General features: G+C 67.7%; 22 protein-coding genes. 17 read left to right on the forward strand and 5 right to left on the reverse strand.

Translation table 11 applies throughout. From position 1 onward, the window contains the following. The first annotated feature begins 128 nt into the window (after positions 1–128). Both ACIPV5_RS09400 and ACIPV5_RS09405 read left to right on the forward strand, forming a co-directional pair. Positions 129–899 (forward strand): isocitrate lyase/phosphoenolpyruvate mutase family protein, encoded by a 771-nt coding sequence (locus ACIPV5_RS09400; protein WP_053095782.1) that lies wholly within the window; start codon positions 129–131, stop codon positions 897–899. Positions 900–941: 42 nt separating this feature from the next. Beyond that, the gene (locus ACIPV5_RS09405) at positions 942–2,699 is read left to right on the forward strand and encodes a proline--tRNA ligase (protein WP_056278438.1); all 1,758 of its coding nucleotides are present in this window, start codon (positions 942–944) and stop codon (positions 2,697–2,699) included. A 66-nt stretch (positions 2,700–2,765) separates the two neighbouring features. On the opposite strand, the gene ACIPV5_RS09410 is transcribed toward ACIPV5_RS09405, so the two are convergent. After that, complete coding sequence (locus ACIPV5_RS09410; protein WP_053095784.1) at positions 2,766–3,269, reverse strand: pyridoxamine 5'-phosphate oxidase family protein; 504 nt, start codon at positions 3,267–3,269, stop codon at positions 2,766–2,768. A gap of 124 nt (positions 3,270–3,393) precedes the next feature. Between ACIPV5_RS09410 and ACIPV5_RS09415 the strand changes: the two genes are divergently transcribed. Continuing rightward, complete coding sequence (locus ACIPV5_RS09415) at positions 3,394–4,434, forward strand: TIGR00730 family Rossman fold protein (RefSeq protein ID WP_400340882.1); 1,041 nt, start codon at positions 3,394–3,396, stop codon at positions 4,432–4,434. On the opposite strand, the gene ACIPV5_RS09420 is transcribed toward ACIPV5_RS09415, so the two are convergent. After that, positions 4,403–5,758: an FAD-dependent oxidoreductase gene (locus ACIPV5_RS09420; protein ID WP_072592263.1), complete on the reverse strand. Its 1,356-nt coding sequence runs from the start codon at positions 5,756–5,758 to the stop codon at positions 4,403–4,405. The genes ACIPV5_RS09415 and ACIPV5_RS09420 overlap by 32 nt on opposite strands. Positions 5,759–5,889: 131 nt before the next feature. Here ACIPV5_RS09420 and nusA point away from each other — a divergent pair, with 131 nt between their 5' ends. From nusA to ACIPV5_RS09445, 5 genes are all read left to right on the forward strand, one after another. Then, the gene (gene nusA, locus ACIPV5_RS09425; RefSeq protein WP_053095786.1) at positions 5,890–6,873 is read left to right on the forward strand and encodes a transcription termination factor NusA; all 984 of its coding nucleotides are present in this window, start codon (positions 5,890–5,892) and stop codon (positions 6,871–6,873) included. Positions 6,874–6,932: 59 nt separating this feature from the next. Beyond that, positions 6,933–7,187, forward strand: a complete 255-nt coding sequence (locus tag ACIPV5_RS09430; protein ID WP_072591126.1) for a YlxR family protein — start codon at positions 6,933–6,935, stop codon at positions 7,185–7,187. Between the two features lie 95 nt (positions 7,188–7,282). Continuing rightward, positions 7,283–10,075: a translation initiation factor IF-2 gene (infB, locus tag ACIPV5_RS09435; RefSeq protein WP_400340884.1), complete on the forward strand. Its 2,793-nt coding sequence runs from the start codon at positions 7,283–7,285 to the stop codon at positions 10,073–10,075. 71 nt (positions 10,076–10,146) lie between these two features. Beyond that, entirely contained in the window at positions 10,147–10,581 is a 435-nt protein-coding gene (gene rbfA, locus ACIPV5_RS09440) for a 30S ribosome-binding factor RbfA (protein WP_295105007.1), read from the forward strand. 304 nt (positions 10,582–10,885) lie between these two features. Continuing rightward, a complete protein-coding gene (locus ACIPV5_RS09445; RefSeq protein WP_400340885.1) occupies positions 10,886–12,844 on the forward strand; it encodes a LuxR C-terminal-related transcriptional regulator in 1,959 nt (652 codons plus the stop codon). A 9-nt stretch (positions 12,845–12,853) separates the two neighbouring features. Here ACIPV5_RS09445 and ACIPV5_RS09450 read toward each other — a convergent pair whose 3' ends face one another. Then, a complete protein-coding gene (locus tag ACIPV5_RS09450; protein WP_400340887.1) occupies positions 12,854–13,753 on the reverse strand; it encodes an A/G-specific adenine glycosylase in 900 nt (299 codons plus the stop codon). 104 nt (positions 13,754–13,857) lie between these two features. On the opposite strand from ACIPV5_RS09450, the gene truB reads away from it, so the two are divergent. The 6 genes from truB to ACIPV5_RS09480 all read left to right on the forward strand — a co-directional run bounded on the left by truB (position 13,858) and on the right by ACIPV5_RS09480 (position 20,171). Next, positions 13,858–14,751, forward strand: a complete 894-nt coding sequence (gene truB / locus ACIPV5_RS09455; RefSeq protein ID WP_053095791.1) for a tRNA pseudouridine(55) synthase TruB — start codon at positions 13,858–13,860, stop codon at positions 14,749–14,751. Further along, a complete protein-coding gene (locus ACIPV5_RS09460) occupies positions 14,748–15,116 on the forward strand; it encodes a hypothetical protein (RefSeq protein WP_400340889.1) in 369 nt (122 codons plus the stop codon). The genes truB and ACIPV5_RS09460 overlap by 4 nt, the downstream gene beginning before the upstream one ends. Positions 15,117–15,169: 53 nt before the next feature. Continuing rightward, complete coding sequence (locus ACIPV5_RS09465; RefSeq protein ID WP_400340890.1) at positions 15,170–15,616, forward strand: hypothetical protein; 447 nt, start codon at positions 15,170–15,172, stop codon at positions 15,614–15,616. After that, on the forward strand, positions 15,613–16,566 hold the full coding sequence (locus ACIPV5_RS09470) for a bifunctional riboflavin kinase/FAD synthetase (protein ID WP_053095794.1): 954 nt from the start codon (positions 15,613–15,615) through the stop codon (positions 16,564–16,566). Before ACIPV5_RS09465 ends, ACIPV5_RS09470 begins: the two co-directional genes overlap by 4 nt. Positions 16,567–16,775: 209 nt before the next feature. After that, the gene (locus tag ACIPV5_RS09475) at positions 16,776–18,920 is read left to right on the forward strand and encodes a DEAD/DEAH box helicase (RefSeq protein WP_053095795.1); all 2,145 of its coding nucleotides are present in this window, start codon (positions 16,776–16,778) and stop codon (positions 18,918–18,920) included. A gap of 222 nt (positions 18,921–19,142) precedes the next feature. Then, the gene (locus ACIPV5_RS09480) at positions 19,143–20,171 is read left to right on the forward strand and encodes an ATP-dependent 6-phosphofructokinase (RefSeq protein ID WP_053095796.1); all 1,029 of its coding nucleotides are present in this window, start codon (positions 19,143–19,145) and stop codon (positions 20,169–20,171) included. A gap of 73 nt (positions 20,172–20,244) precedes the next feature. On the opposite strand, the gene ACIPV5_RS09485 is transcribed toward ACIPV5_RS09480, so the two are convergent. Continuing rightward, complete coding sequence (locus tag ACIPV5_RS09485; RefSeq protein ID WP_400340892.1) at positions 20,245–22,344, reverse strand: S9 family peptidase; 2,100 nt, start codon at positions 22,342–22,344, stop codon at positions 20,245–20,247. Positions 22,345–22,503: 159 nt separating this feature from the next. Between ACIPV5_RS09485 and ACIPV5_RS09490 the strand changes: the two genes are divergently transcribed. After that, positions 22,504–23,883, forward strand: a complete 1,380-nt coding sequence (locus ACIPV5_RS09490) for an inorganic phosphate transporter (protein ID WP_053095797.1) — start codon at positions 22,504–22,506, stop codon at positions 23,881–23,883. Continuing rightward, a complete protein-coding gene (locus tag ACIPV5_RS09495; RefSeq protein ID WP_187249511.1) occupies positions 23,880–24,215 on the forward strand; it encodes a peptidase in 336 nt (111 codons plus the stop codon). The genes ACIPV5_RS09490 and ACIPV5_RS09495 overlap by 4 nt, the downstream gene beginning before the upstream one ends. A gap of 25 nt (positions 24,216–24,240) precedes the next feature. Here ACIPV5_RS09495 and ACIPV5_RS09500 read toward each other — a convergent pair whose 3' ends face one another. Beyond that, on the reverse strand, positions 24,241–24,807 hold the full coding sequence (locus tag ACIPV5_RS09500; RefSeq protein WP_400340893.1) for a TetR/AcrR family transcriptional regulator: 567 nt from the start codon (positions 24,805–24,807) through the stop codon (positions 24,241–24,243). Positions 24,808–24,887: 80 nt separating this feature from the next. Here ACIPV5_RS09500 and ACIPV5_RS09505 point away from each other — a divergent pair, with 80 nt between their 5' ends. After that, entirely contained in the window at positions 24,888–25,802 is a 915-nt protein-coding gene (locus tag ACIPV5_RS09505) for a metallophosphoesterase (RefSeq protein ID WP_072591135.1), read from the forward strand. Positions 25,803–25,847: the final 45 nt, after the last annotated feature.

The raw sequence follows: 25,847 nt of genomic DNA on the forward strand, positions 1-25,847 counted from the left end.
TGCCGTCGGGGCAGCACCGCGGGAGCCGAGGGGTCGAGCCGTCAGCCGTAGCGATGCGCACCACCCGGAACCTGAGATTCGCGTGTCCGTCCGGCCCCGACCGGAATACTGGGCGTTAGCGTGGGGGCATGACCACTGCTGCGAAAGCCCAGACCCTGATCGGACTCTACGAAGCTCCGGAGATCCTCCGCGTCGTGAACGTGTGGGACGTCGTGTCCGCCCGCGCCGTCGCCAAGCTTCCCGAGACGAAGGCGATCGCGACGGCCGGACACGGCATCGCCGCCTCGTTCGGCTTCGAGGACGGCACCATCACCCGCGACATCATGATCGACATGGTCGGCCGCATCGCCGCATCCGTCTCCGTTCCGGTGACCGCCGACCTCGACGACGGATACGGCGACGCAGGAGAGACCACGCGACTCGCGATCGGCGCCGGCGTGGTGGGTGCCAACGTCGAAGACCGTCTGAAGCCGTTCGACGAGTCGGTCGCGGCCGTCGAGGCCATCGTCAAGGCCGCCGAGGCCGAGGGTGTTCCGTTCGCTCTGAACGCTCGTACCGACGCTTTCGTGCGCGCCGGCCACCGTCCTGTCGCCGAGAGCATCGCCGATGCGATCCAGCGCGGCCGGGCGTTCCTCGACGCCGGCGCCACGGCTGTCTTCGTTCCGGGCATGCTCGACGCCAACATCACGCGTCAGCTCGTGGAGGGGCTCGGCGAGGGCAAGCTCAGCGTCATCGGGCTCCCCGGCACCCTCGCCGCTTCGGAGTACGAGAAGCTCGGTGTGGCCCGCATTTCCTACGGCCCGCTCCCTCAGCGGGTCGCCCTGACCGCGGTCCAGGATCTTGCGGCAAGCCTCTACGCGGGCGGCGTGATCCCGAACGGCCTGCCCGCGCTCAACTGACGCATCGCGAAACGAGCGACCACCGGTCAGTAGACTTGCCCGGTGGTCACTCGTCTTTCGAAATTCTTCCTCCGCACGCTCCGTGAAGACCCTGCAGGCGCAGAGGTCGCGAGCCACAAGCTGCTGATCCGCGCCGGGTACATCCGGCCGCAGGCTGCCGGTATCTTCGCGTGGCTCCCGCTGGGTCTCCGCGTGAAGGCCAAGATCGAGACCGTCGTCCGCGAGGAGATGGCCGCGGCAGGCGCACAGGAGGTGCACTTCCCGGCTCTCATGCCCCGCGAGTCGTATGAGGCGACCGGACGCTGGGACGAGTACGGCGACCTGCTGTTCCGTCTCCAGGACCGCAAGGGCGGCGACTACCTGCTCGCCCCGACGCACGAAGAGGCCTTCACGCTGCTCGTGAAGGACCTGTACTCGTCGTACAAGGATCTTCCCCTCACGCTCTACCAGATCCAGGACAAGTACCGCGATGAGGCGCGTCCGCGGGCAGGACTGCTTCGCGGACGCGAGTTCACGATGAAGGACGCCTATTCGTTCGATTCCTCCGATGAGGGTCTCGATCTCAGCTACCAGGCTCAGCGCGATGCCTACGAGCGCATCTTCCAGCGCCTGGGTCTCGAGTACGTCATCGTCCAGGCGGATGCCGGAGCGATGGGCGGTTCGCGGAGCGAGGAATTCCTGCACCCGACTCCCGTCGGCGAGGACACGTTCGTCCGCAGCGCCGGCGGATACGCCGCCAATGTGGAGGCATTCACGACCGCCGTTCCCGACGCCATCGCGTTCGACGCGGATGCGGCACCGGTGATCTTCGACTCGCCGAACACGCCCACGATCGAGACTCTCGTCGCGCACTCGAACGTGCACCTCGACGGCGACTACACGGCTGCGGACACGCTCAAGAACGTCGTGCTCGCGCTCACGCACCTCGACGGCACCCGTGAACTCGTCGTCGTCGGCATCCCCGGCGACCGCGAGGTCGACGAGAAGCGGGCCGAGGTCGCGTTCGCGCCCGCCGAGGTCGAGACCGCCACGGCAGACGACTTCGAGAAGAATCCGCTGCTCGTCAAGGGCTACATCGGCCCCTGGTCGCCCACGGGAGCTGTGCTCGGCGAGGAATCGGCTACCGGCATCCGCTACCTGGTCGACCCCCGTGTGAGCGAGGGCACGAGCTGGATCACCGGTGCGAACCTCGACGAGAAGCACGCGCATTCGGTTGTCGCCGGACGTGACTTCTTCGCCGACGGCATCGTCGAGATCGCCGACGTCCGCGCGGGCGATCCGGCTCCTGACGGCTCCGGTCCGGTCGAGCTCGCGCGCGGAATGGAGATCGGTCACGTGTTCCAGCTGGGTCGCAAGTACGCGGACGCGCTCGGACTCAAGGTGCTCAACGAGAACGGCAAGCTCGTCACGGTCACGATGGGGTCGTACGGCATCGGCGTGACGCGCATCCTGGCGATCATCGCCGAGTTGAACAACGACGAGAAGGGTCTCATCTGGCCGGCATCGGTCGCGCCCTTCGATGTGCAGGTCGTGGCTGCCGGTCGTGACCAGGTGGCCTTCGACGTGGCAGCTGAGCTCTCCGCTCAGCTCGAGTCCGCCGGTCTCGACGTGCTCTACGACGACCGCCCGAAGGTCTCGCCCGGAGTCAAGTTCGGAGACGCCGAGCTCGTCGGCGTTCCGCAGATCGTCATCGTCGGCCGAGGGGCCGCGGACGGTCAGGTCGAGCTGTGGGACCGGCGCACGGGGGATCGCAGCGCGGTGTCCGTCGCCGACGCCGTCGATCAGCTGACCCAGCGCTGACCTCGACGACAGAGAAATGCCGCGCACCTCACCGGGTGCGCGGCATTCTGTCGTTCGGAGCGGACGTCAGCAGACGATCCGGCCGTGGTTCATGATGTCGTCATCGGGCGTGTCCTTGGTCACGAGGGCCTTGAGCGCGCCGGCCGCCATCGCGATCTTGCCCTTGGAGGGCTCCCAGAACTCGGTCACCGTCGGCGTCACCTTGAGAAGTGCGATGCCGGGAGTGTCCAGCCCGTCCTCGAACCAGATGTCGAGCGAGGGCGAATAGAGCTCTTCCATCTTCGCGCGGTCGTGCACCACGGACGCGTTGCCGGCCACCGACACGTATCGCATGCCCTTCGCGTCGCAGTACGAGAGGCCGACCTGTCGATGGGCGCGCGCCTCCTCGACCTTCTCGGTGTCTTCGGCGGTGAAGAACCAGATGTCGCCGGCGTCGTCCATCTGCCGGGTCGACATCGGCCTGCTCACGAGGTTGCCGTCGTCGTCGGTGGTCGTCAGCATCGTGAAGTCGATGTCCTCGACGAGTTCGGTGACGCGTGCCAGTGCTTCCGGTCCAGTGATCTCTGTCATGCAGCCACTGTCCCGCAGGAGACCTGACTTGGCACGGGCGTTGACACGGGGACGTGAGCGTGGTGAGGGCGGAGGGCGGCGTTGCGGCGGCCCGCCCGACGCGCTCCCATGACAGGCTGAGGGCATGACCGACGAACCGCTGACGGCGTCGCTGAGCGCCGAGATCAACAACGTCCTCGACGAAGCAGGGGTCAAGACCGATCGCAGACTCGTGATGCGCATGGTGCGCACAGCGGTCCTGCTGGGGGAGGACGGCACGAACCGCCTCGATCTCAAGATCGCCTCCGCCGCCCTCGCCGAGATGCGGGACGCCTTCCGCTTGTTCGCACCGTTCGAAGGGGTGCCGAAGGTCACGGTGTTCGGCTCGGCGCGTACCCTCCACGACGATCCGCTCTACGTCCAGGCGCGTGATGTCGCGGCTGCTCTCGCGGCGGACGGATGGATGGTGGTGACCGGAGCAGGACCGGGAATCATGCAGGCTGCCGCTGAAGGTGCCGGCCCCGCGCTCTCGCTCGGCGTGTCGATCAGGCTGCCGTTCGAGGAGAAGGCCAACAGCCTGATCGCGGCGAGCGAGCATGTGGTGGCGATGAAGTACTTCTTCACCCGCAAACTCATGCTCATCAAGGAGTCCAGCGGCTTCATCTGTCTCCCTGGCGGATTCGGCACCCTCGACGAGATGTTCGAGCTGCTGACCCTCCAGCAGACCGGAAAGGCCGAGCCGACGCCGATCGTGCTGCTCGACGAGCCGGGAGGCACGTTCTGGAACGGCCTCAAGCGATTCATCGACGAGGACCTGGCGCCGACAGGGGTGATCTCGGAGGGCGACTTCGATCGCGTGGTCATCACCGACTCCGTCGAGTCGGCAGCCGCCGTGATCGCCGGGTTCTGGCGCAACTACGACTCGCTGCGCTGGGTGGGGGACTCGCTCGTGCTGAGACTGCGTGGAGAGCCGACGGACGAAGAGCTCGAGGATCTCAACGACCGGTTCGCCGGGATGCTGGCGAGCGGACGGATCGAACGGACAGCTCCGCGGTCGCCGGAGGTCGCAGACGACGATCTGCTGCACCTTCCTCGTCTCTCCCTGCATCTCGACCAGCGACAGGTCGGCAACCTGTTCCGTCTGATCGGCGCGATCAACTCGCTGGAGTCCGCTCCCGCGCTGTGATGCCTGCCGCGAATTCCGCCAGGTCGATCGACCGACCGAGAATGCGCTCAGCGGCGCGGTGCCCCGAGTAGTACGCGGCCCCCACGGTCGCCGGCTCGTCGCCCCATGTCGCCTCACCGGCGAAGTGCAGCACTGCGTCGACCGGCCCCGCGAGCTCGTCGTGGTCGTGGTGTGACGAGCCGACCGCGAGATGCGAGTACGACCCGTTCGAGAACTCGTCCTGTCCCCATCGCGTGATCCAGTGCGCGGTGGGGTCGCCGACGGCATCCGGGTAGAGGAACCGCAGGGCGCTCACGACGTCCGCGACGACCTCCTCATCCGACAGATCCTGCATCCGGCGGCCGAACGGGCCGGCGGCGAAGGTCAGCAACGTCGGGATCCCGCTGACCGCCGAGACGTCGTACCAGGAGTGCCAGTGCTCACCGGCCTCGCCGAGCGCCCGGAGAACGTAGCTGTCCTCGCGCCAGAAGCGTTCCGGGAACTGGATGAACACCTTGTTGAACACTCCCATGCCCAGTCGCGCGATCGGTCCGCCGACAGCGTCGGGCAGCGGAGGGGCGAACTCGATCGACTCCGCCTTGAGCACGCCGAGCGGCACGGTCACCAGCGCGTTGCGGGCCGAGAACTCTCCGTTCCGGGTCGACACGGTGACGCCCCGGTCGGTCCGCTCGATGCGGGTGACGACGTGACCGAGTCGGATGTCGAGACCGGCGGCGATCCGACGCGGGAGCTCATCGTAGCCGCGCGGGAAGATGACCTCGTCGCCGTCGATCGCATCCTCGTCGAGCCCGTGCGCGTCGAGGTCCCCGACCCATGCACCGCACTGCTCCTCGACGCGGTGACGGAAGAACTCGCGGACCTCATCGATGCGCTCCGGCTCGAAGCCCGAGCGGTCGAGCGCGCGCTCCGTGACATCCAGATAGGTGTCGCCGGGGGAGGACCGGGTGATCTCCTCTGCCAACAGTCGATCTGCTTGCTCGACATCGGCGACCCACTGAGAAGTGCTCGCAGGATCCATCGCCCTGCCCTCCCCATCGAAGTTCTCGATCGGCCTGCCTCCGGCCTGGAAGCTGCCGACGGTGTACTCGAGGGTGGGGATGCCGAGCGCCTGCACGAGATCCCACAGCGGGGAGTCGTCGATGCCGTGGACCCACGACGCACCGCGATCGACGGGAAAACCCGCAGCGCGGTCGGTGTGCATCCTGCCCCCGACGCGATCCCTCGCCTCGAGGACGATGACGTCGGCTCCGGCGTCGTCGAGCATGCGGGCCGCCGTCACACCCGACATCCCTGCCCCGATCACGATGGTGTCGTACGTCGTCACTGAGTCCTCCTGCGCGCTCGGCACCGCGTCGGTGCGGCCGCCTCCGTGGCATCGGGCGGTGGGCACAGGGTATCGTGGTACGGATGTCGCGCGTGAACACCCGCGCGACGAGAGCTGAATAGGGAGTCGTCATGGATATCGAACTGAGTCTGCTGCGTGGGATCGAGAAGGAGAAGGCGATCCCCTTCGATGAGCTGGTCTCGATCATCGAACAGGCCATCCTGACCGCCTACTCCAAGCACGTCTCGGACGACGGCGCCACCCCCGAGGGGGTCCGCGTCGAACTCGATCGTCGCACCGGGCACGTCGCCGTGCTGCAGGTCGTCAAGGACGAAGAGGGCGCGATCATCGGCGAAGAGGACGCGACGCCGAATGACTTCGGACGTATCGCGGCCTTCGCCGCCAAGCAGGTCATCAGCCAGCGCCTGCGGGACATCGCGGATGATGTCGTGCTGGGAGACTTCAAGGACAAGGAAGGCGACATCGTCGCCGGCGTGATCCAGCAGGGACCGAATCCCCGCATGATCCACGTCGATCTCGGAGCCGTCGAGGCGATCCTTCCTCCGGAGGAGCAGGTGCCGGGCGAGGAGTACACCCACGGGTCGCGCCTCCGCGTCTACGTGACCAGCGTCGCGAAGGGTCTCAAGGGACCGCAGATCACCGTCTCGCGCACGCACCCCGGTCTCGTCCGCAAGCTGTTCGCGCTCGAGGTGCCCGAGATCGCCGCAGGTCTCGTGGAGATCGTCTCGCTGGCTCGTGAGGCCGGCCACCGCACCAAGATCGCCGTCCGTGCGAACGACCCGGCGATCAACGCGAAGGGCGCCTGCATCGGCGAGATGGGCCGACGCGTTCGTGCCGTCACCGAGGAGCTGGCCGGCGAGAAGATCGACATCGTCGATCACGACCCGGAGCTCGCCGCGTTCGTCGCGAACGCCCTCTCTCCCGCCAAGGTCACGAGCTCGTTCATCCTCGACGCGAACACCAGGGCCGTGCGTGCACTCGTGCCCGACTATCAGCTCTCGCTCGCGATCGGCAAGGAGGGGCAGAACGCCCGACTGGCTGCCAAGCTCACCGGAGCGAAGATCGACATCCAGCCGGACAGCGTCCTGGACTGACCGCTCGCCACGTCCGACTCGCGCCAGCCGCGCGAGTCGGACGGGAACACAGGTGTAAGATGGAACCCGTACGAACGTGCGTCGGCTGTCGCACGCGTGCTCCCCGCGCCGCTCTTCTCAGAGTGGTGTCCCAGAACGACATCCTCATCCTCGATGAGCGCGCCGTTCTGCCAGGGCGAGGCGCGTGGGTCCATCCGACACCGGAATGCGTGGATGCCGCTCTGCGGCGCCGGGCTTTCGGAAGAGCACTGCGCGTCTCCAGCGATCTGGACACGCGGATCATCGAACAGCACCCACCAAGAAACAAAGGCTGAACGGCTATGGAAACAAAGTGAACGGCTCGAAATGAGACCCGTCCGCGACTAGTGGTCTGCCCTGTCTGGGTGGACCGACCCCAGACAGGAGAATTGTGGCTGGTAAACCACGCGTACACGAGATCGCCGCCGAACTCGGCGTCGACAGCAAGATCGCACTTGCAAAGCTCAAGGAACTCGGAGAGTTCGTCAAGAGCCCCTCTTCGACCATCGAACCGCCGGTGGCGCGCAAGCTTCGCGCTGCCATCGAGTCGGACGCCTCGCTGAAGGGCTCCGCGGATGCGGCTCCCGCCGCAGCGAAGCCCGGTGCCGCCAAGCCCGGTGCTGCCAAGCCCGGTGCAGCCAAGCCCGGTGCCGCCAAGCCCGGTGCCGGTGCACCGACACCCGGACCGAAGCCCGGGCCCAAGCCCGCGCCCGCGCCCGAGGCGCCTGCTGCCGCTCCGGCACCCGAAGCTCCGGCCGAGGCCGCCGCTCCGGCTGCCGCCACGCCGGCAGCTCCCCAGTCCGCAGACAGCGCAGCTTCCAAGCCCGCTGACGGCGGCGCACCCAAGCCCGGCGCCCCGCGCCCGGGCAACAACCCGTTCTCGTCCGCTCAGGGCATGGGTCAGCGGCCCAACGGACCGCGACCCGGCAACAACCCCTTCGCCTCCGCGCAGGGGATGGGCCAGCGCCCGACGCCGGGCAACATCCCGCGTCCGCAGGCTCCGCGTCCCGGCGCGCCGCGTCCGGGTGCACCTCGTCCCGGTTCCCCCCGTCCCGGCGCCCCGCGCGGCGGTCAGGGCGGTCGTCCCGGTGGCGCACCGTTCCAGCAGCGTCCGGGTGGACCCGGTCGTCCCGGCGGTGCCGGTGGACCCGGTGCAGGTCCCGGCGCTCGTCCCGGTGGAGGCTTCGCAGGTCGTCCCGGTGGCGGTGGAGGTCGCGGTCGTGGTCCCGGTGGAGGTACCGCAGGTGCCTTCGGCAAGGGCGGCGGCAAGAGCAAGCAGCGCAAGTCGCGGCGGGCGAAGCGGCAGGAATTCGAGATGCGGAGCGCCCCGGTCGTCGGTGGCGTCAACGTCACCCGCGGTAACGGGGAGATCATCCGTATGCGCCGCGGCGCGTCGATCTCGGACTTCGCCGACAAGATCGAGACGCTGACCGGCTACACGGTCCAGCCCGGAACCCTCGTGACGATCCTCTTCAACCTCGGCGAGATGGCCACGGCCACCGAGTCGCTGGATGAGGCGACGTTCGAGGTCCTGGGTGCGGAGCTCGGATACAAGATCCAGATGGTCTCGCCCGAGGACGAGGACAAGGAGCTCCTCGAGGGCTTCGGTCTCAACCTCGAGCAGGAGCTCGAGGAGGAGAGCGAGGACGACCTCGAGATCCGTCCTCCGGTGGTCACCGTCATGGGCCACGTCGACCACGGTAAGACGCGCCTTCTCGACGCCATCCGTCAGACCAACGTCATCGAGGGTGAAGCCGGCGGCATCACCCAGCACATCGGTGCGTACCAGGTGTGGACGGAGCACGAGGGCATCGAGCGTGCCATCACCTTCATCGACACTCCGGGTCACGAGGCCTTCACGGCCATGCGTGCTCGTGGAGCGCAGGTCACCGACCTCGCGATCCTCGTGGTCGCGGCCGACGACGGCATCATGCCGCAGACGGTCGAGGCGCTCAACCACGCCCAGGCGGCGAACGTGCCGATCGTGGTCGCGGTCAACAAGGTCGACAAGCCCGACGCCAACCCGGCCAAGGTGCGCCAGCAGCTCACCGAGTACGGCCTGGTCGCAGAGGAGTATGGCGGAGACGTCATGTTCGTCGATGTCTCGGCCCGTGCGAACACCGGAATCCAGGAGCTCCTGGACGCGGTGCTGCTCACTGCCGATGCAGGCCTCGACCTGACCGCCAACCCGAACAAGGCCGCTCGCGGTGTCGCCATCGAGGCGAAGCTCGACAAGGGTCGCGGTTCGGTCGCCACGGTGCTCATCCAGTCCGGAACGCTGCGCGTCGGTGACGCGATCGTCGCCGGAACGGCTTACGGCCGTGTGCGTGCGATGGCGGATGAGAACGGCGAGCAGGTCCTCGAGGCCTACCCGTCGCGTCCCGTGCAGGTGCAGGGTCTGAACTCCGTGCCGCGTGCCGGCGACGTCTTCATCGTCACTGAGGAAGACCGCATGGCCCGTCAGATCGCCGAGAAGCGTGAAGCTGTCGAGCGCAACGCGCAGCTGGCGAAGGCCCGCAAGCGCATCTCGCTCGAGGACTTCACCCGTGCTCTCGAAGAGGGCAAGGTCGAGTCGCTCAACCTCATCATCAAGGGTGACGTCTCCGGTGCCGTCGAGGCGCTCGAGGAGTCGCTTCTCAAGATCGAGGTCGACGACTCGGTGCAGCTCCGCATCATCCACCGCGGTGTCGGTGCGATCACGGAGTCTGACGTCAACCTCGCGACGATCGACAACGCGATCATCGTGGGCTTCAACGTCCGTCCCGACACGAAGGCGCGCGAGCGTGCACAGCGTGAAGGCGTGGACATCCGGTTCTACTCGGTGATCTACAACGCGATCGACGAGATCGAGAGCTCGCTCAAGGGCATGCTCAAGCCGGAGTACGAAGAGGTCCAGTCGGGTGTCGCCGAGATCCGCGAGGTGTTCCGCTCCTCGAAGTTCGGCAACATCGCCGGTGTCATCGTGCGCTCGGGAACGATCACGCGAAACGCCAAGGCTCGCGTCATCCGCGACGGTGTGGTGATCGCCGATGGCCTCGCCATCGAGTCGCTGCGTCGCTTCAAGGACGACGTCACCGAGGTTCGCACGGACTACGAGGCCGGTATCGGCCTCGGCAAGTTCAACGACATCCAGATCGGCGACGAGATCGAGACCACTGAGCTGGTCGAGAAGCCTCGCAGCTGATCGAGTTCGATATCTTCGGGCGAGGGTGCGTCATGCACCCTCGCCCGAAGGGTACGTAGAGGGAGAGAACAATGGCTGGTGAACGACAGGCACGTCTGGCCGATCGCATTCGTGTGATCCTCGCAGAGCGACTGGAGAAGGGTCTGCGCGACCCGCGACTCGGATTCGTGACCATCACCGACGTCCGCGTGAGCGGAGACCTGCAGCACGCCTCCGTGTTCTACACGGTGCTGGGCACCGAGGAGGAGCGCCTCTCCAGCGGTGCGGCGCTGACCTCCGCGACCGGCATGCTCCGCAGCGAGGTCGGGAAGCAGCTGAGCACCCGCCTGGTTCCGACGCTCGAGTTCATCCCCGACGCGCTGCCCGAGAACGCCGATCACATCTCGGCGCTTCTTCGCGAGGCGCAGCAGCGCGATGCCGACGTGGCGAAGCTCGCCTCCTCCGCCTCGCACGCCGGTGACGCAGACCCGTACCTGCGCCCGGAAGACGACGACACGCAGGCCTGAATATCGCGCCCTCGTCTGAGGGCGTGAGCAGTCTTGGTAACCTCGGCCTAACGGGCGGTTGCCCGCGGGGACTGGGGAGTTCAGCATCGACGTTTCGCGTGCGCAGAGGACAGCTCCGGTCGCACCGGCAGCTGTCGAGACGATTCTCGAGGAACTCCTCGAGCATGACCTGAGCTGCGCGCCGCATGTCGCGGCGCGACTCGCTGCCGAGCTGTCGGAGGACCCTCCCACGATCCTCGCCGTCGCAGCTCGTCTTGACGGGGCTCAACGGCAGGGGCTCAGGTCGCTCCCCTCACCGTTGCCGATGGTGTCATCGATCGAGACGCTGTTCGCCCAGCTGGAGCTGGACGACAGCGACCGTGAGGTGCTCATCGCGGTGTCGATGCGCCTCGACGACAGGCTGGATCCGCTGGTCGATTTCGCCGGTCGTTCTGCCGCGGAGCTCACCACAGGCCCTCTCGGAGCGCTCCTCGACATCCACGCAGGTCGCGTCCGTCTGTCCGACCCCCGCTTGGCGATCTGGTTGCGAGCGACGACGCCCTCCTCCGCGGCTGCTGCAGTGCACCTGCGACTTCACCGACTCTTCGACGAACGCGGCGAGCAGGTGGACGCCGACTGGCACAGCGCTCGAGCTGCGATGCACGGCGAACCGGTGACTGCCGGGGAGCTCACACGGATAGCCAGGGAGCATTCGGAGGCGGGACTCAGCGAGCGCGCCTTCCACCTCGCTGCAGAAGCCGCCGCCCACTCGAGCGGGGTCGAGCAGGACGAGGCGAACCTCGTCGCCGGTGTCGCCGCCATCGCGGCCGGGCACGCGGTCGAGGCGGCGCGACGGCTCGGAAGTCTCTTCCCCGGTGGCGACGAGCTCTATCGGCTCCAGGGGCTCGGCGGGCTGCTCGTCGCCGAGACACATCTGCGCGGGTCAGTTCCCGAGGTCGACATGAGCGTGATCCGACCGGATCGCGATGACGCGGAGCACTGGTACTCCTGGGCGCGAGCTGCTGCCTTCGCGGCGATGTTGTGCGCCGAACGCGGTGACCGTCGCACGATGCGCTCGTGGCTCGACGCTCTCCGTCACGCGAGCGCGCGCGTCGAAGCCGATCGCGAACTCCGAGATCCGGTCGTCGCACTGGCCTGGCTCGTCATCGGCGACCGCGAGAAGGACGACGTTCGCGGGGCCGGGCCCCTCACCGGCGGCCTGTTGAGGGCTCTGCAAGCGGCGGTCGACGGGGACGTCGACCGGGGGCTGAGCCTGCTCGCCGCAGGTGACTCGCCGGTCGGCGTCGAGGTCGACCCGTTCGTGGCCGGCTTCGAGCTCAGTCCACTCGTCGCGGCGTACCGCGCGGTCGCCGAGGTGCTGCTCCTGATGTGGCGTGGAGACATCGGCGCCGCGCGCGACCGGATGCTTCGTGCGGCCGTCGAGCTGCCTGTGGCGCTGCCTTTCGCCGGGCTCGGCGTCGTGATCGCACGACGCCTCGATCTCGCGGTTCTCGGACATCTGGGGCCGTTCGCCAAGGCTCTCACCGCCGCCCTCCCGGCCCCTCTGCGCATCGATCAGCTGGTGGACAGGGGGATCGAATCATTCCTGTCGGGACACTCGGCTGAAGCCGCGGCGTGCATGCGGCTCTGGAGGGATCGCGGCGCTCCTCAGCCGACCCTGTCGGTGCCGGGGCTGGAGGAGGCGATCGTGGTCACGCATGGCGGATCATGGAGCCCGCAGCGGATCGAACCGCCCGAGATCGCTCTGGCGCAACGGCTGCGCGTGCAGATCACCAGCTGCTCGGACGACGAGTGGCGCCTTGCGCGGCCGGTCGTGGTCGCCGCCGCACGGACCTTGACCTCGCCTTTCTCGCGCGGACGGGTCGAGGCGATGATCGGCACGAGGTCGCTGATCAAGGGAGACGTGGGTCTCGGACGGGAGCACCTCTCGATGGCACGGAACCTGCTCGAGGTCTCCGGTGCGACGGCATGGGCGAGAGCGGTCTCGGTGCGTCTGGAGCAGGTGGAGGCCTCTGACGGAGCTGCCGCCAGCGGTGACCCGCTCTCCTCGTGCCGGCGAGTGTGGGAGTCGATGCTCACCGCTCGAGAGTTCGAGGTGGCGATGCTGGCGGTCGGCGGAGCTTCTAACCGCGACATCGCGGATGCGCTCCACGTATCGGTGCGCACCGTGGAGGTGCACCTCGGCCGAGTCTTCGTGAAGCTCGAGGTGAGGACCCGAGTCGAGCTCACGGTGCTCGCTCACCGCATCGGGCAGTTCGTCTGACGGGCGGACTCAGCGGGGAAGCGACAGCAGTTCGCCATCGGCCTCGGCGAGGCCGTCGGCGATGAGCGAGTCGATCGCACGGTCGCGCTGAAGCGGATCGGGCCAGTCGGCCAGCACGGAGTCGATCAGGACCGGGGTGGGCGCGGCGGTTCGCAGCACCCGCAGCACGGCTCCTCGCGCCTGACGGTCAGAACCCTCGAAGGCGGCTTGGCGTCTGCGGGTGTCACCGGTCTCGGGTCGCCCTGCGGCCAGCCACGCGCACGTGTCGCTCAGCGGGCAGACGTCGCAGCGCGGCGAGCGTGCCGTGCACACCGTCGCGCCCAGCTCCATCGCGGCCGCGTTGAACACGGCGGACTCTGCGACATCGGCGGGCAGCAGCGAGTCCATCAGCGCCAGGTCGCGACGCGAGGGCGGTCCCGGCTGTGCTTGGCCGAGGATGGCGCGCGCCATCACACGTCGAGTGTTCGTGTCGACGACGGGGTGCCGGTCGCCGTAGGCGAAGACAGCGACAGCCCTGGCCGTGTAGTCGCCGATGCCCGAGAGCTTGAGGAGGGCATCGATGTCGCTGGGGACGACGCCGCCGTGTCGCTCAGAGATCTCGATGGCCGCGCGATGCAGCCAGAGTGCGCGGCGCGGGTAGCCGAGGTTGGCCCACTGCTGCACGACCTCGGCGGGTGAAGCGGCGGCCATGGCCGCGGGCGTCGGCCACCGGGCGAGCCACGCCTCGAGGTGCGGTATCACTCGGTTCACGGGCGTCTGCTGCAGCATGAACTCGCTGACCAGCGTTCCCCACGCGCCGAAATCCTCGCGGAATTCCGTGCGCCGCCACGGAAGGTCGCGTGCGGCACCCCGGTACCAGTCCGCGAGAGGCTCGGACACCTCGGCGGGTTGATGCGAAGTCGAAGGCACCTCGCCAGCCTAGGCGAACCCCGATCCCGCCGAAGAGCGGCGGACGGTGTCGACATGGGTCGCGACGGGCAGAGGGGAGTTCGAGCGCACCGTAGGCTTGAGAGATGGTCTCGCCCGGCATCCTCCTCGTCGACAAACCAGCTGGGCTGACCAGCCATGACGTCGTCGCACGCACTCGACGTGCGCTCGGCACTCGCAAGGTCGGGCACGCCGGAACCCTCGACCCCATGGCCACGGGTCTGCTCGTGATCGGCGTCGAGGGCGCGACGCGACTGCTCACCTACATCGTCGGAGCGGACAAGACCTACGAGGCGACGATCCGACTGGGACAGACGACGGGCACGGACGATGCGGACGGCGAGATCCTGACCCGAGCCACGGCGGGGTCCTGGGACTCGGTCACCCCTGATCGGGTCGCGGCGGGGATCGACGCGCTCACCGGCGCGATCTCTCAGGTCCCGAGCTCGGTGTCCGCGATCAAGGTCGACGGACGTCGTGCGTACGACCGTGTGCGGGCCGGCGAAGAGGTCGTGTTGGCCGCTCGTGACGTCACAGTGTCGCGGTTCGAGGTTCTGGCGGAGCGTTCCGGTGACGGGTTCCTGGATCTCGACGTCGTCGTCGACTGCTCCTCCGGCACGTACATCCGTTCCCTCGCTCGTGATCTCGGGGCAGCGCTCGGAGTCGGCGGGCATCTCACGGCTCTTCGGCGCTCGCGAGTCGGCGACTTCGACGTCGCGGATGCCGTGACGGTCGACGGCGTCGTCGAGACAGCGCTGCTGACTCCGGCCGCCGCGGCCGCGCGAGTCTTGGATGTGATGCCGGTGTCGGCAGAGGAAGCGAGAGATCTGCGTCACGGCAAGCGGCTGGTCGGCCAGGCGGATCGGCTGACCGGCTCCCTCGCGGCTGCGATCGACGAGGACGGCGTCCTGGTCGGCGTCGTCGAGAGGCGCGGTGCCGATCTCAAGAGCGCCATGAATATGCCGGAGGCGGCTCGATGATCCTCTGGCTGACGATCGCCCAGGTGGCGGTCGCGACCCTGGCCGGACTGTTCTGCGTGTCACTCGGCCTGGCCGGGCGACGCCCGAGCGACTACTCCGTCGGTGCGCTCGCGCTCGTCGAGCTGCTCCTCGTCGTGCAGGTGGTCGTCGCCATCGTGGCACCGCTGGTGGGGAACCCGCCGACGGGCGACCTGCTCGAGTACTGGGTCTATCTCGTCTCCGCGGTGCTGCTCCCCATCGGCGCCGTGCTCTGGGCGCTGATGGAGAGGAGCCGTTGGAGCACGGTGATCCTCGGGGTGGCGGCGCTGGCCGTCGCGATCATGATCTGGCGTATGCACGTGATCTGGACCATCCAGGTGGCCTGACCGGTCGGCGAGTCATCCGGGGCTTCCCGCCCGGATCTAGAATGGAGGACGCTATGAGCACCACCGTTCCCACCTCCCGCATGACCGGCATCGGTCGTGTCCTCGTGATCGTCTACGCCGTGATGGCGCTGGCGGCGACCGGGCGAAGCTTCGTGCAGATCTTCCGCCAGTTCGGTGAAGCCCCTCTCGCGTATGCGCTCTCGGCACTCGCTGCCGTCGTGTACATCCTGGCGACGTTGGCGCTCGTTCTCGCGAATCGACGCGGCTGGTACGCGGTGGCCTGGGTGGCGATCGTCTTCGAGCTCGCCGGCGTCCTCGTGGTCGGCTCGCTCAGCATCTTCTTCCCCGAGCTGTTTCCGCACGACACGGTCTGGTCGATGTTCGGGCGCGGGTATCTGTTCATCCCGCTCGTGCTGCCGATCTTCGGCATCTGGTGGCTGCGCACGCATAGGCCGGCCGGTGCGGTCTCGTCCGCTCTCCGTGTCGAGGCGAGCGCATGATCGTCTTCCGAGACCCGAGCGAGGTTCCCCCCGGTTTCGGTCCCTCCGCCGTGGCGATCGGCAAGTTCGACGGCGTCCACGCGGGGCACAGAGCGGTGATCGGGCGCCTCAAGGAGATCGCTGCCGAGTCGGGGATCCGCGCCGTGGCGGTCACGTTCGACCGCAATCCGCTCGCCGTGCTGCGGCCCGACCGCTGCCCGGAGAACGTGGTCACGGTCGAGCGGAAGATCGAGCTGCTGAGCGAGCTCGAGCTCGACGCCACGCTGCTTCTGACGTTCGACGAGGAGCTCGCAGCGCGCAGCGCGGAGGACTTCGTCGCCGGCATCCTGACCAGTGCCCTGCACGTGTCCACCGTTCTCGTGGGTGAAGACTTCCGGTTCGGCCGCGGCGGAGCGGGCAACCCCGATCTCCTCCGACAGCTCGGACCGAAATACGGCTTCACCGTAGAGGTCGTCGACGACGTCTTCCTCGACGGCTCCGACCGTCGGGTCTCGTCCACCTGGATCAGGGAACTGCTGATGGCCGGAGATGTCACCGCCGCCGCGCGTGTGCTCGACCGCAACGTCGACGTGCGCGGGGAGGTGGTGCACGGACTCAAGCGCGGACGCGAGCTCGGCTTCCCCACGGCGAACCTCTCGGCGTCCGTCGACTCGTTCGTGCCGGCCGACGGAGTCTACGCGGGCTGGCTCGTCGACCACGAGACCGGCCTCCGCCACCGGGCTGCCATCTCGGTCGGCACCAACCCCACCTTCGACGACGTGCTCGAACGTCAGGTCGAGGCGCACGTGATCGGCGAGACCGATCTCGATCTGTACGGTCACGACGTCACCGTCGAGTTCGTCGAGCGTCTGCGCGGAATGGTCGCGTTCGAGGGGATCGAGAAGCTGAAATCCCAGATGGCCGCCGACGTGACCGATGCCGAGACCGTCCTGTCGCGCGACGCCCGCTGAACTCGCCCTGAACTCTGCGTGTCCTGATCTGCGTGGCTCAGGCTGCATGGCATAGAATGGGCCTCGGTGGTCCCTGATCCTCGCGCGTCCTTCGCTCGTCGACGACCGCCGGAAATACTGTTCGTACGGTCCTGGCTCACGCCACACGCGGACACCGAGAACGGCCGATGCATCCTCAGGGTGTTCCGGCCTTCACGCTCAGGAGGAGCATGCCGACCACGGCAACCGCCGCAACACGGCGCAAGAAGACGTCCCGTCGCGACGATGAGGCACCCCTCATCCCGATCCTCGCCCGCAAGGTGCGTGAGATCGAGGCGAAGTCGCAGCGAGGAAAGCTCGGACCCACCAACCGGGTCAAGTTCCAGGTCATCGCCTTCCTGGTGCGTGAAGAGCGCGCCAGGGTCAAGGCGGATGCCGACATCGCCGATGCCGCCCGCGCAGAGCTTCTCAAGCGACTCGACGGCGTCGCCACGATCCTGGCGAAGACGGCGGCGCGCGACACGTCCCTGATCCAGCTTCTCGAAGCCGATCAGGCGACCTCACCGGTCGCGAAGCGCATGCGACGCGACTGGCTGCTCGAGTCGGGGGCCGAACTGGCTCCGGAAGAGCTGATCATCGCCGACATCGCGCCCGTTCAGGCACCCGTGGTGTCCGCCGCGATCGCCGAGCGGCAGGTGACCCCGCCCTCTGTCGAGGCGCGTCAGCTGGCGAACCCGTTCCTCGCGCCCGATCTCACCCCGCGCGCCACCACGACTCCGCGTCGACGTCTCGACGGCTGGGAGCTCATGGGCCCGCTGTACAAGGCTTTCGAGACCGGAGCCGGGGGCGGAGCAGCCAGTATGGACCTGCCTCCGGCGCCCGAGTACGACCACCTCTCGCCCAAGGGCCTCGAGGTCATGGTGCATCAGTCCCGCTTCCTCGAAGCGGTGCGAGAGGGGCACAGGAGCTTCCTCCTCGCCGACGAGCCCGGTCTGGGCAAGACGGCGCAGTCGGTGCTCGCGGCGTCCGTGGCCGGGGCCTACCCGCTGCTCGTGGTCGTGCCCAACGTGGTCAAGATGAACTGGGCGCGAGAGGTCGAGCGCTGGACCCCTCAGCGCAGGGCCACCGTGATCCAGGGCGATGGCGATGACATCGACGCCTTCGCGGATGTGTTCATCGTGAACTACGAGATCCTCGATCGCCACATGTCGTGGCTCGCATCCATCGGCCTCCGGGGCATGGTCGTCGACGAGGCGCACTTCATCAAGAATCTCAGCTCCCAGCGGTCGCAGAACGTGCTGTCGCTCGCGAACCGCGTTCGAGAGCGCACCCCCGGCGGCAACCCGCTGATGCTCGCGCTCACGGGAACCCCACTGATCAACGACGTCGAGGACTTCGACGCGATCTGGCGCTTCCTCGGGTGGACGACGGGTGAGAAGCCCGGGCCGGAGTTGATGGAGAAGCTCGACGCGACCGGCTTCACCCCCGCAGACAAGGCGTTCTACCCCGAGGCTCGCGAAGCCGTGATCTCGATGGGTATCGTGCGGCGCAAGAAGAAGGACGTCGCCGCCGACCTTCCCGACAAGCTCATCGCCGACCTTCCCGTGCAGCTGGACGACGAGTTCGGCCGCGGCATCCGTCAGGCCGAGCGAGAGTTGGGCGAGCGGCTCGCCGCCCGCTACCGGCGGATCATCGAGGCGCGAGGGGATCGCGGACTGGCACCCGGCGAGATCGACGACGACATCGTGCGTCTGGTCGCCCAGAACGAGCTCGAGGAGTCGAAGGCCGCTGGCACCGGGGGAGACAACGTCTTCACGATGGTGCGGCGCATCGGACAGGCGAAGGCGCACCTGGCAGCCGACTACGCGGCCCAGCTGCAGCGATCGGTGGGCAAGGTCGTGTTCTTCGCGAAGCACATCGACGTGATGGACCAGGCGGAGGCGCACTTCGCGTCGGCCGGCATCCGTTCGGTCTCGATCCGCGGCGACCAGACCTCGACCGTGCGGCAGCAGTCGATCGACGACTTCAACAGCGACCCCGAGGTCGGCATCGCGGTGTGTTCGCTGACCGCTGCCGGTGTCGGCCTGAACCTGCAGGCCGCATCCAACGTGGTCCTGGCGGAACTGTCCTGGACGGCCGCGGAGCAGACTCAGGCGATCGACCGCGTGCACCGTATCGGTCAGGACGAGCCGGTGACGGCGTGGCGGATCATCGCCGCGCACACGATCGACGCCAAGATCGCGGAGCTCATCGATCAGAAGCAGGGCCTCGCGGCCCGTGCCCTGGACGGCGAGGCCCTCGACGAGGCGGCGGCCGAGCCTGTGCAGCTGGGCGCTCTCATGCATCTTCTGCGGGAGACGCTCGGCGTCGTCTGAGCCTTCTCGAGTCGACAGAGATCGGCGTTAAGAACTCTGTTTCTTGGCGCCGATTTCTCATGTCGGCCGGACGTATCGCGCATTTCTGGCGAATCGTCGCGCAACGGCGGCAAGATCCTCGGTTTTCATCGTCTCGAATGGCGCCCGGTCCGCCCGGAGCGCTAGTGTCGATCGCAGGCAACGTCGCCTGTTCCCCCTTCCCTGAACCCGTCTGAGGCAAGCATGAAGATCGGCATTCTGACGAGCGGCGGCGACTGCCCCGGACTCAACGCGGTCATCCGCGGCATCGTGCTCAAGGGCACCACCACCTACGACCTCGAGTTCGTCGGCATCCGCGACGGCTGGCGCGGCGTGGTCGACGGGGACTTCTTCCCGCTCACCAGACACGAGGTGAAGGGCCTGTCGAAGGTCGGCGGCACGATCCTGGGCACCAGTCGCACGAACCCCTACGAGGGTGAGCGCGGCGGCGCCGAGAACATCGCCAAGACGCTGTACGGACACAAGATCGACGGCATCATCGCGATCGGCGGCGAGGGGACCCTCGCAGCAGCCGACCGCCTCGCCAAGGACGGCATCAACGTCATCGGCGTGCCGAAGACGATCGACAACGACCTGCGCGCCACGGACTACTCGTTCGGGTTCGACACGGCGGTCAACATCGCCACGGACGCGATGGATCGTCTGCGCACCACGGGCGACTCCCACCAGCGCTGCATGGTCGCCGAGGTCATGGGGCGCCACGTCGGTTGGATCGCCCTTCACGCGGGCATGGCAGCGGGCGCTCACGCCATCTGCATCCCCGAAGTGCCCATGTCGATCGACGACATCACCGAGCTCGTCTCGAGCGCGCACGATCGCGGTCGCGCACCGCTCGTCGTCGTCTCCGAGGGGTTCAAGCTGCTCGGTATGGATGAGGCCTACAGCGACAAGGGCCTGGACGCATTCAACCGTCCTCGACTCGGCGGCATCGGCGACCAGCTCGCTCCGGCGATCGAGCGCATCACGGGCATCGAGACCCGCGCGACGATCCTCGGCCACATCCAGCGCGGCGGATCGCCGTCGGCCTTCGACCGCGTGCTCGCGACGCGCCTCGGACTCCACGCGGCCGACGCGATCATCGACAAGGCATGGGGCCAGATGGTCGCGATGCAGGGCACGGACATCGTGCGCGTGCCGTTCGCCGAGGCTCTGGGCGAGCTGAACACCGTTCCGCGCAGCCGCTACGACGAGGCAGCAGCGCTCTTCGGCTGAGTCTCGATCGCGTGCACCACAGAGAACGGGCCGATCCCTGCGGATCGGCCCGTTCTCTGCGTTCTTCGAGAGGTCAGCGCGATGCGAGGCCGACCGTGTCGAGGATCCAGGCGAGCTCGAACGCCCGCTCCTTCCACGAGTTGTAGCGTCCGCTGACACCGCCGTGACCGGCGACCATCTCGCACTTGAGCAGGGCGTCGGTCGCACCGGCGACGCGCAGGGCAGCGATCCACTTCGCAGGCTCGACGTAGAGGACGCGTGTGTCATTGAGCGAGGTCACGGCCAGGATGCGCGGGTAGCGCACGCCGTCGCGGACGTTCTCATACGGCGAGTACGACTTCATGTACTCGTACACCTCGGCTCCGTGCAGCGGGTCGCCCCATTCATCCCACTCGATCACCGTCAGGGGGAGGGAGGGGTCGAGGATCGTGGTGAGCGCGTCGACGAACGGCACTGCCGCGAGCACGCCGGCGAACAGCTCGGGAGCGAGGTTCGTCACCGCGCCCATGAGGAGTCCTCCCGCGCTTCCTCCCTCGGCGACCAGGCGCTCGGGCGACGTGACTCCCTGCTCCACGAGGTGCTCGGCGCACGCGACGAAGTCGGTGAAGGTGTTGCGCTTGTTCAGCAGCTTGCCGTCCTCGTACCACTGCCGACCCATCTCGCCACCGCCGCGGACATGAGCGACGGCGAAGACGATGCCGCGGTCGAGTTCCGAGAGCCGCGCGACCGAGAAGCCGGGGTCGATCGAGTGCTCGTACGAGCCATAGCCGTAGAGATGCACGGGGCGCGGGTCGGCGCCAGGCTCTCCGAACGATCGCTTCCACACGAGGGAGATCGGCACGCGGGTACCGTCCGACGCCGTGGCCCAGTCGCGCTTCTGGCCGTACTCCCGGGGGTCATACCCGCCGAGGACGGCGACCTGCTTGCGCAGATGCAGCTCGCGGGTGGCGAGATCCATCTCGTAGACGGTTCCCGGAGTCACGAACGACGTGTAGCCGAGCCGGAGGAACGGCGAGTGCCATTCCGGATTGCCGCTGACGCCTGCCGAGTACAGGGGCTCGTCGAAGGCGATGTCGTCGACCGAGTCCGTCGTGTAGTCCAGGATGCCGACCCGTTCCAGGCCTTCACGGCGGTACTCCACCGTCGCGAAGTCGCGGAACGCGTCCATCCCGAGCAGTCGACGACCCGGCTCGTGCGCGAGGACGATGCGGCGCTCACTCTGAGGGTCGGAGGCGGGCACGGAGACGAGCTCGAAGTCCAGGGCCTCATCGTTGTGCAGGATGTAGAGGCGGTCCTCGCTATCCACCACGGCGTGCTCGAGCGAGTACTCGACGCCTTCGCGGCGCGGCCAGACGATTCGAGGAGCTGCGGTGAGGTCTCCGGCGAGATCGACGAGGTACTCCTCGCTGGTGATGCTCGATCCGACGGCGATCACCAGGTACTTGCGGCTGCGGGTGATGCCGGCGCCGAGCCAGTACTTCTCATCGGGCTCGTGGAAGAGCTTCACGTCGTCCGAGACGGGAGTGCCGAGACGATGCAGCCAGAGAGTGTCGGGCCGCCATGCCTCGTCGCGTGTCGTGTAGAGGATCCCGGTGCCATCCGGTGTGAAGAACGCGCCACCCGTGTCGGGGATCTCGTCGGGGAGCGTCTCGCCGGTCACGAGGTCGCGCACGTGCACCGTGTAGAGCTCGTCGCCCTCGAAGTCCGTCGCCCAGAGCAGCTTCGTCGCGTCGTCCGAGGTGTCGAACGCTCCGAGGGAGAAGAACTCGTGCCCCTCGGCCTCGACGTTGCCGTCGAGCAGCACGATCTCGCCCGGCATCGCCACGCCCGGCTCCAGCACCGGGGGAGTCCAGTCGTCCTCGGCCGCGGCGGTACGGCAGTGGATGCCGTACTGCGCGCCCTCTTCGGTGCGGCTGTAGTACCACCAGGCACCGCGCCGCGTGGGCACGGACAGATCCGTCTCCTGCACACGGCCCTTGATCTCCTGGAACAGAGTCTCGCGGAGGTCGGTCAGATGGGAGAGCTCGGCCTCAGTGTGCGCGTTCTCGGCTTCGAGGTGTGCGATGACCTCGCCGGATTCCTTCTCCCGAAGCCATTCGTATGGATCATCGAAGGTGTCACCGTGGTGCGTGCGAAGGGTGGAGCGGCGGTCTGCGATCGGGGCATCAGTCACGCCTCCCACGCTATCCCAGGTCAAGTTGACCGGCACCCGGGAGGGTGGGAGGATCTACCGGGGCCGGTTAACGGAAGTAAAACCCACGGTGAACTCTTCGTTCGTCACGTCGATCCCGTCGACACCTCTCCTTTCTTCCTCAACGACCGAAAGCGAACGGTGGAAACCGCAGCCCTCATCGTCGTGCTGGTTATCCTGCTGGCACTCTTCTTCGACTTCACCAACGGGTTTCACGACACCGCCAACGCGATGGCCACGCCCATCGCGACAGGCGCGCTGAAGCCCAAGACCGCTGTCCTTCTCGCAGCAGTCCTCAACCTCGTCGGAGCATTCCTGTCGACGGAGGTCTCCAAGACCGTGTCGCACGGGATCATCCGCGAGGACACGATCCAAGGCGACGTGTTCCTGCCGATGATCTTCGCCGGTCTCATCGGCGCGATCACCTGGAACATGCTGACGTGGCTGCTGGGTCTGCCCTCGAGCTCGTCCCACGCGCTGTTCGGCGGCCTCATCGGAGCCACCCTGGTCGGCGTCGGAGTCAACGGCATCGACTTCGGCATGGTGCTCTCGAAGATCATCCTCCCGGCGCTCATCGCCCCGCTGACGGCCGGCATCATCGCCTTCGCGGCGACCAAGCTCGCGTACTCCATCACACGACGCTACGACGGCAAGCCCGACGGGCGCGACGGCTTCCGCTGGGGACAGATCTTCACGTCGTCACTGGTCGCACTCGCGCACGGCACGAACGACGCTCAGAAGACGATGGGCGTGATCACCCTCGCGCTGATCACTGTCGGGTGGCAGAGCAGCGAGCAGGCCGATCCGTACCTCTGGGTCATCATCGCCTGTGCGGTGACGATCGCCCTCGGCACCTATCTCGGCGGGTGGCGCATCATCCGCACGCTGGGCAAGGGGCTGACCGAGGTCAAGCCCGCGCAGGGCTTCTCGGCCGAGAGTTCGACGGCAGCGACGATCCTCGCCTCCAGCGCTTTCGGCTTCGCGCTCTCGACGACGCAGGTCGCTTCGGGCTCGGTCATCGGCTCCGGCCTCGGCCGCCGCGGCTCCACGGTCCGCTGGCGGACCGCCGGTCGAATCGCCATCGGCTGGCTCCTCACACTTCCGGCTGCAGGTGCAGTCGGTGCCCTCGCGGCCCTGCTCATCACCTGGCTCGGCCTCTGGGGTATCGCGATCGACGCGGTCCTGGCGCTGGCCGTGATCATCGGCCTGTTCCTTCGCTCCCGCAAGGATGCAGTGACCTCCGCGAACGCCATGAGCGATGTGGCCGAGTCGGGGCTCGCGATCGAGCACCCCGACACGCCCCCGCCCACGCGTCGACAGCAGCGGATCATCGAGGCCAAGGCCGAGGCCAAGGCTCGTGCGGAGGCGCGCGAGAAGGTCAAGGCTCAGGCCAAGGCGGACGCCAAGGCGAAGGCAGCGGCCAAGGCCGCGAAGAAGGCCCCGAAGACGGGAGCCTCGACGCGGGTCGACGGCCCCGGGGTCGACAGTCCCGAGACGGCGAAGAGCGAGGAGTCGAAGTGAGTGTCGGCATCGACTGGGGCGCATTCGTCCAGGTGTTCCTTGCGGCTCTGATCGGAGCCTGCGCGGTCGTGACGTTCTATGCGTTCGGTCTTCGGCTCCTTGTTCGCAGCGGACACGCGCCGGTCGTGAGCCCGGCGGAGTTCACCGACGCCATCACCGTGATCTCCGAGAAGGAGCTCAAGCGGGCTGCCAAGCAGGCGGCCAAGGCGGCGAAGAAGAGTCCGCTCACCGAGGGGCAGCGACGGATCGCGCTGTTCGGCGCGTACGGATGCTTCGCGCTCTGCGCGGCTGCCGTCGTGGCAGGCATCCTGATCATCGTCGTCGGGCACTGACCGAGGAGTCCTGCCCAGGAGGGCGTCAGCGGAGGAGACCCGCGACGAGGTCGTCGACGATCTCGTCGGTGGTGGTGTCCGGATCGATCGGGGTCGTGAGCCGATCGAGCAGCAGGCCGTCGATCGCATAGTGGAAGAGCGCGATCTCTCGGCGACCGCCCGGAAGACCCGCTCCCGCGTTGAAAGCGACGTCCGCGTCGAACCCCGCTCGCTGCCACGCGCCGAGAAGGGCGCCGACCTCGGGGCGGCGGCTGCTCTCGAGCCGCAGCTCGAACAGTGCGAGTGTGACGTCGCGGTCATCGGTGAGGCGACGCACGATGTCGCGGATGTACTCGGCGAATAGCTCCCTGCTCGGCTCCTCCGATGACCGCCGTGCGAGGTCGTCGTCGCTGGGGGCGAGACGCTCGCCGATCCGATCGACGAGGCCCGCGATGAGCGCCTCTCGGCTGCGGAAGTAGTTCGAGGTGGTGCCCACCGGCACGCCCGCGACGATGTCCACGGCTCGGTGGGTGAGACCGCGAGAGCCATCGGTCGCCAGAACGGTCAGCCCTGCATCCGCGATGATCCGTCGCCGTGTCTCGTTCTTCGCCATCCGAGCACTGTATCGCGACTACTACAGCTGCCGTGGAGTCGTCGCCCGTCCGGTGTCCCGCCGCGGCCTAGGCTGAGACCATGTCAGCGCCTTCCGACAGCGGCTTCGTCTTCGGTCGCCATGATCCCGCCTCGCACGTCGTCATCCATGTGAGCGACCCGCACTTCCTCGCAGGTGGAGCGCGGCTCGGCGGACGATACGACGTCGAGTCGAACTTCGCTCGCACCCTTGAGGCGATCAGGGCCGTGCACCCGCACCCGTCGGCGATCGTCATCACCGGCGACCTGGCCGACCTGGGGGAGCCGGATGCGTATCGCCGTCTCCGCCGCGCCGTCGAGCCCGTGGCGCAGGAGCTGGGGACGACCGTCGTCTGGGTTGCCGGCAACCACGACGAGCGGCCGGCGCTGCGCGAGGGGCTGCTCGACCTGCCCGCGACGGAGGAGCCCGTGACGGGCGCATGGGACCTCGACGGTCTGCGCCTGATCGCCCTCGACACGAGTGTGCCCGGATGGCATCACGGCGACCTGGACCCCGGCCAGCTCTCCTGGCTGGCGGAGATCCTGAAGCAACCGGCGCCGCACGGCACGCTGCTCGCGATGCACCACCCGCCGCTCCCGAGCCACCTTCCGCTCTTCGACATACTCGAGCTGCGGCACCAGGACGAACTCGCGGAGGTCATTCGTGACACGGACGTGCGCGGTATCCTCGCCGGCCACCTGCATTACTCGTCGCACGGCACCTTCGCGGGCGTGCCTGTCAGCGTGTCCTCGGCGACCTGCTACACGATGAATGTCGCTCGTCCGGCCGCCGATGTGAACGGCATGGATGCGGCGCAGGCGTTCCAGATCGTGCATGTACGACCCGAGACGATCACCCACACCGTGGTGCCCGTGACCGACGCGCCGACCGGCGATCACTTCTCGATGGCGTGGCTGGAGAGAATGGCCCGTCTCAGCCCGGCAGAGCGTCTCGAGGCTTTCTCTCGCAAACGCTGACCCGCCGTCGTATCCCTGGCCGTGCATGCACCCAGGCGTAGACTG

It is taken from the genome of Microbacterium sp. NPDC090014 (genome assembly GCF_044748285.1).
GTDB lineage: Bacteria > Actinomycetota > Actinomycetes > Actinomycetales > Microbacteriaceae > Microbacterium.

Bases quoted from the DNA above. Each gene is read 5' to 3' on its own strand.
- ACIPV5_RS09400 (WP_053095782.1), top strand. From the start codon at position 129: ATGACCACTGCTGCGAAAGCCCAGACCCTGATCGGACTCTACGAAGCT.
- ACIPV5_RS09410 (WP_053095784.1), bottom strand. From the start codon at position 3,269: ATGACAGAGATCACTGGACCGGAAGCACTGGCACGCGTCACCGAACTC.
- ACIPV5_RS09415 (WP_400340882.1), top strand. From the start codon at position 3,394: ATGACCGACGAACCGCTGACGGCGTCGCTGAGCGCCGAGATCAACAAC.
- nusA (WP_053095786.1), top strand. From the start codon at position 5,890: ATGGATATCGAACTGAGTCTGCTGCGTGGGATCGAGAAGGAGAAGGCG.
- ACIPV5_RS09430 (WP_072591126.1), top strand. From the start codon at position 6,933: ATGGAACCCGTACGAACGTGCGTCGGCTGTCGCACGCGTGCTCCCCGC.
- rbfA (WP_295105007.1), top strand. From the start codon at position 10,147: ATGGCTGGTGAACGACAGGCACGTCTGGCCGATCGCATTCGTGTGATC.
- ACIPV5_RS09445 (WP_400340885.1), top strand. From the start codon at position 10,886: ATGGTGTCATCGATCGAGACGCTGTTCGCCCAGCTGGAGCTGGACGAC.
- truB (WP_053095791.1), top strand. From the start codon at position 13,858: ATGGTCTCGCCCGGCATCCTCCTCGTCGACAAACCAGCTGGGCTGACC.
- ACIPV5_RS09460 (WP_400340889.1), top strand. From the start codon at position 14,748: ATGATCCTCTGGCTGACGATCGCCCAGGTGGCGGTCGCGACCCTGGCC.
- ACIPV5_RS09465 (WP_400340890.1), top strand. From the start codon at position 15,170: ATGAGCACCACCGTTCCCACCTCCCGCATGACCGGCATCGGTCGTGTC.
- ACIPV5_RS09470 (WP_053095794.1), top strand. From the start codon at position 15,613: ATGATCGTCTTCCGAGACCCGAGCGAGGTTCCCCCCGGTTTCGGTCCC.
- ACIPV5_RS09475 (WP_053095795.1), top strand. From the start codon at position 16,776: ATGCCGACCACGGCAACCGCCGCAACACGGCGCAAGAAGACGTCCCGT.
- ACIPV5_RS09480 (WP_053095796.1), top strand. From the start codon at position 19,143: ATGAAGATCGGCATTCTGACGAGCGGCGGCGACTGCCCCGGACTCAAC.
- ACIPV5_RS09500 (WP_400340893.1), bottom strand. From the start codon at position 24,807: ATGGCGAAGAACGAGACACGGCGACGGATCATCGCGGATGCAGGGCTG.
- ACIPV5_RS09505 (WP_072591135.1), top strand. From the start codon at position 24,888: ATGTCAGCGCCTTCCGACAGCGGCTTCGTCTTCGGTCGCCATGATCCC.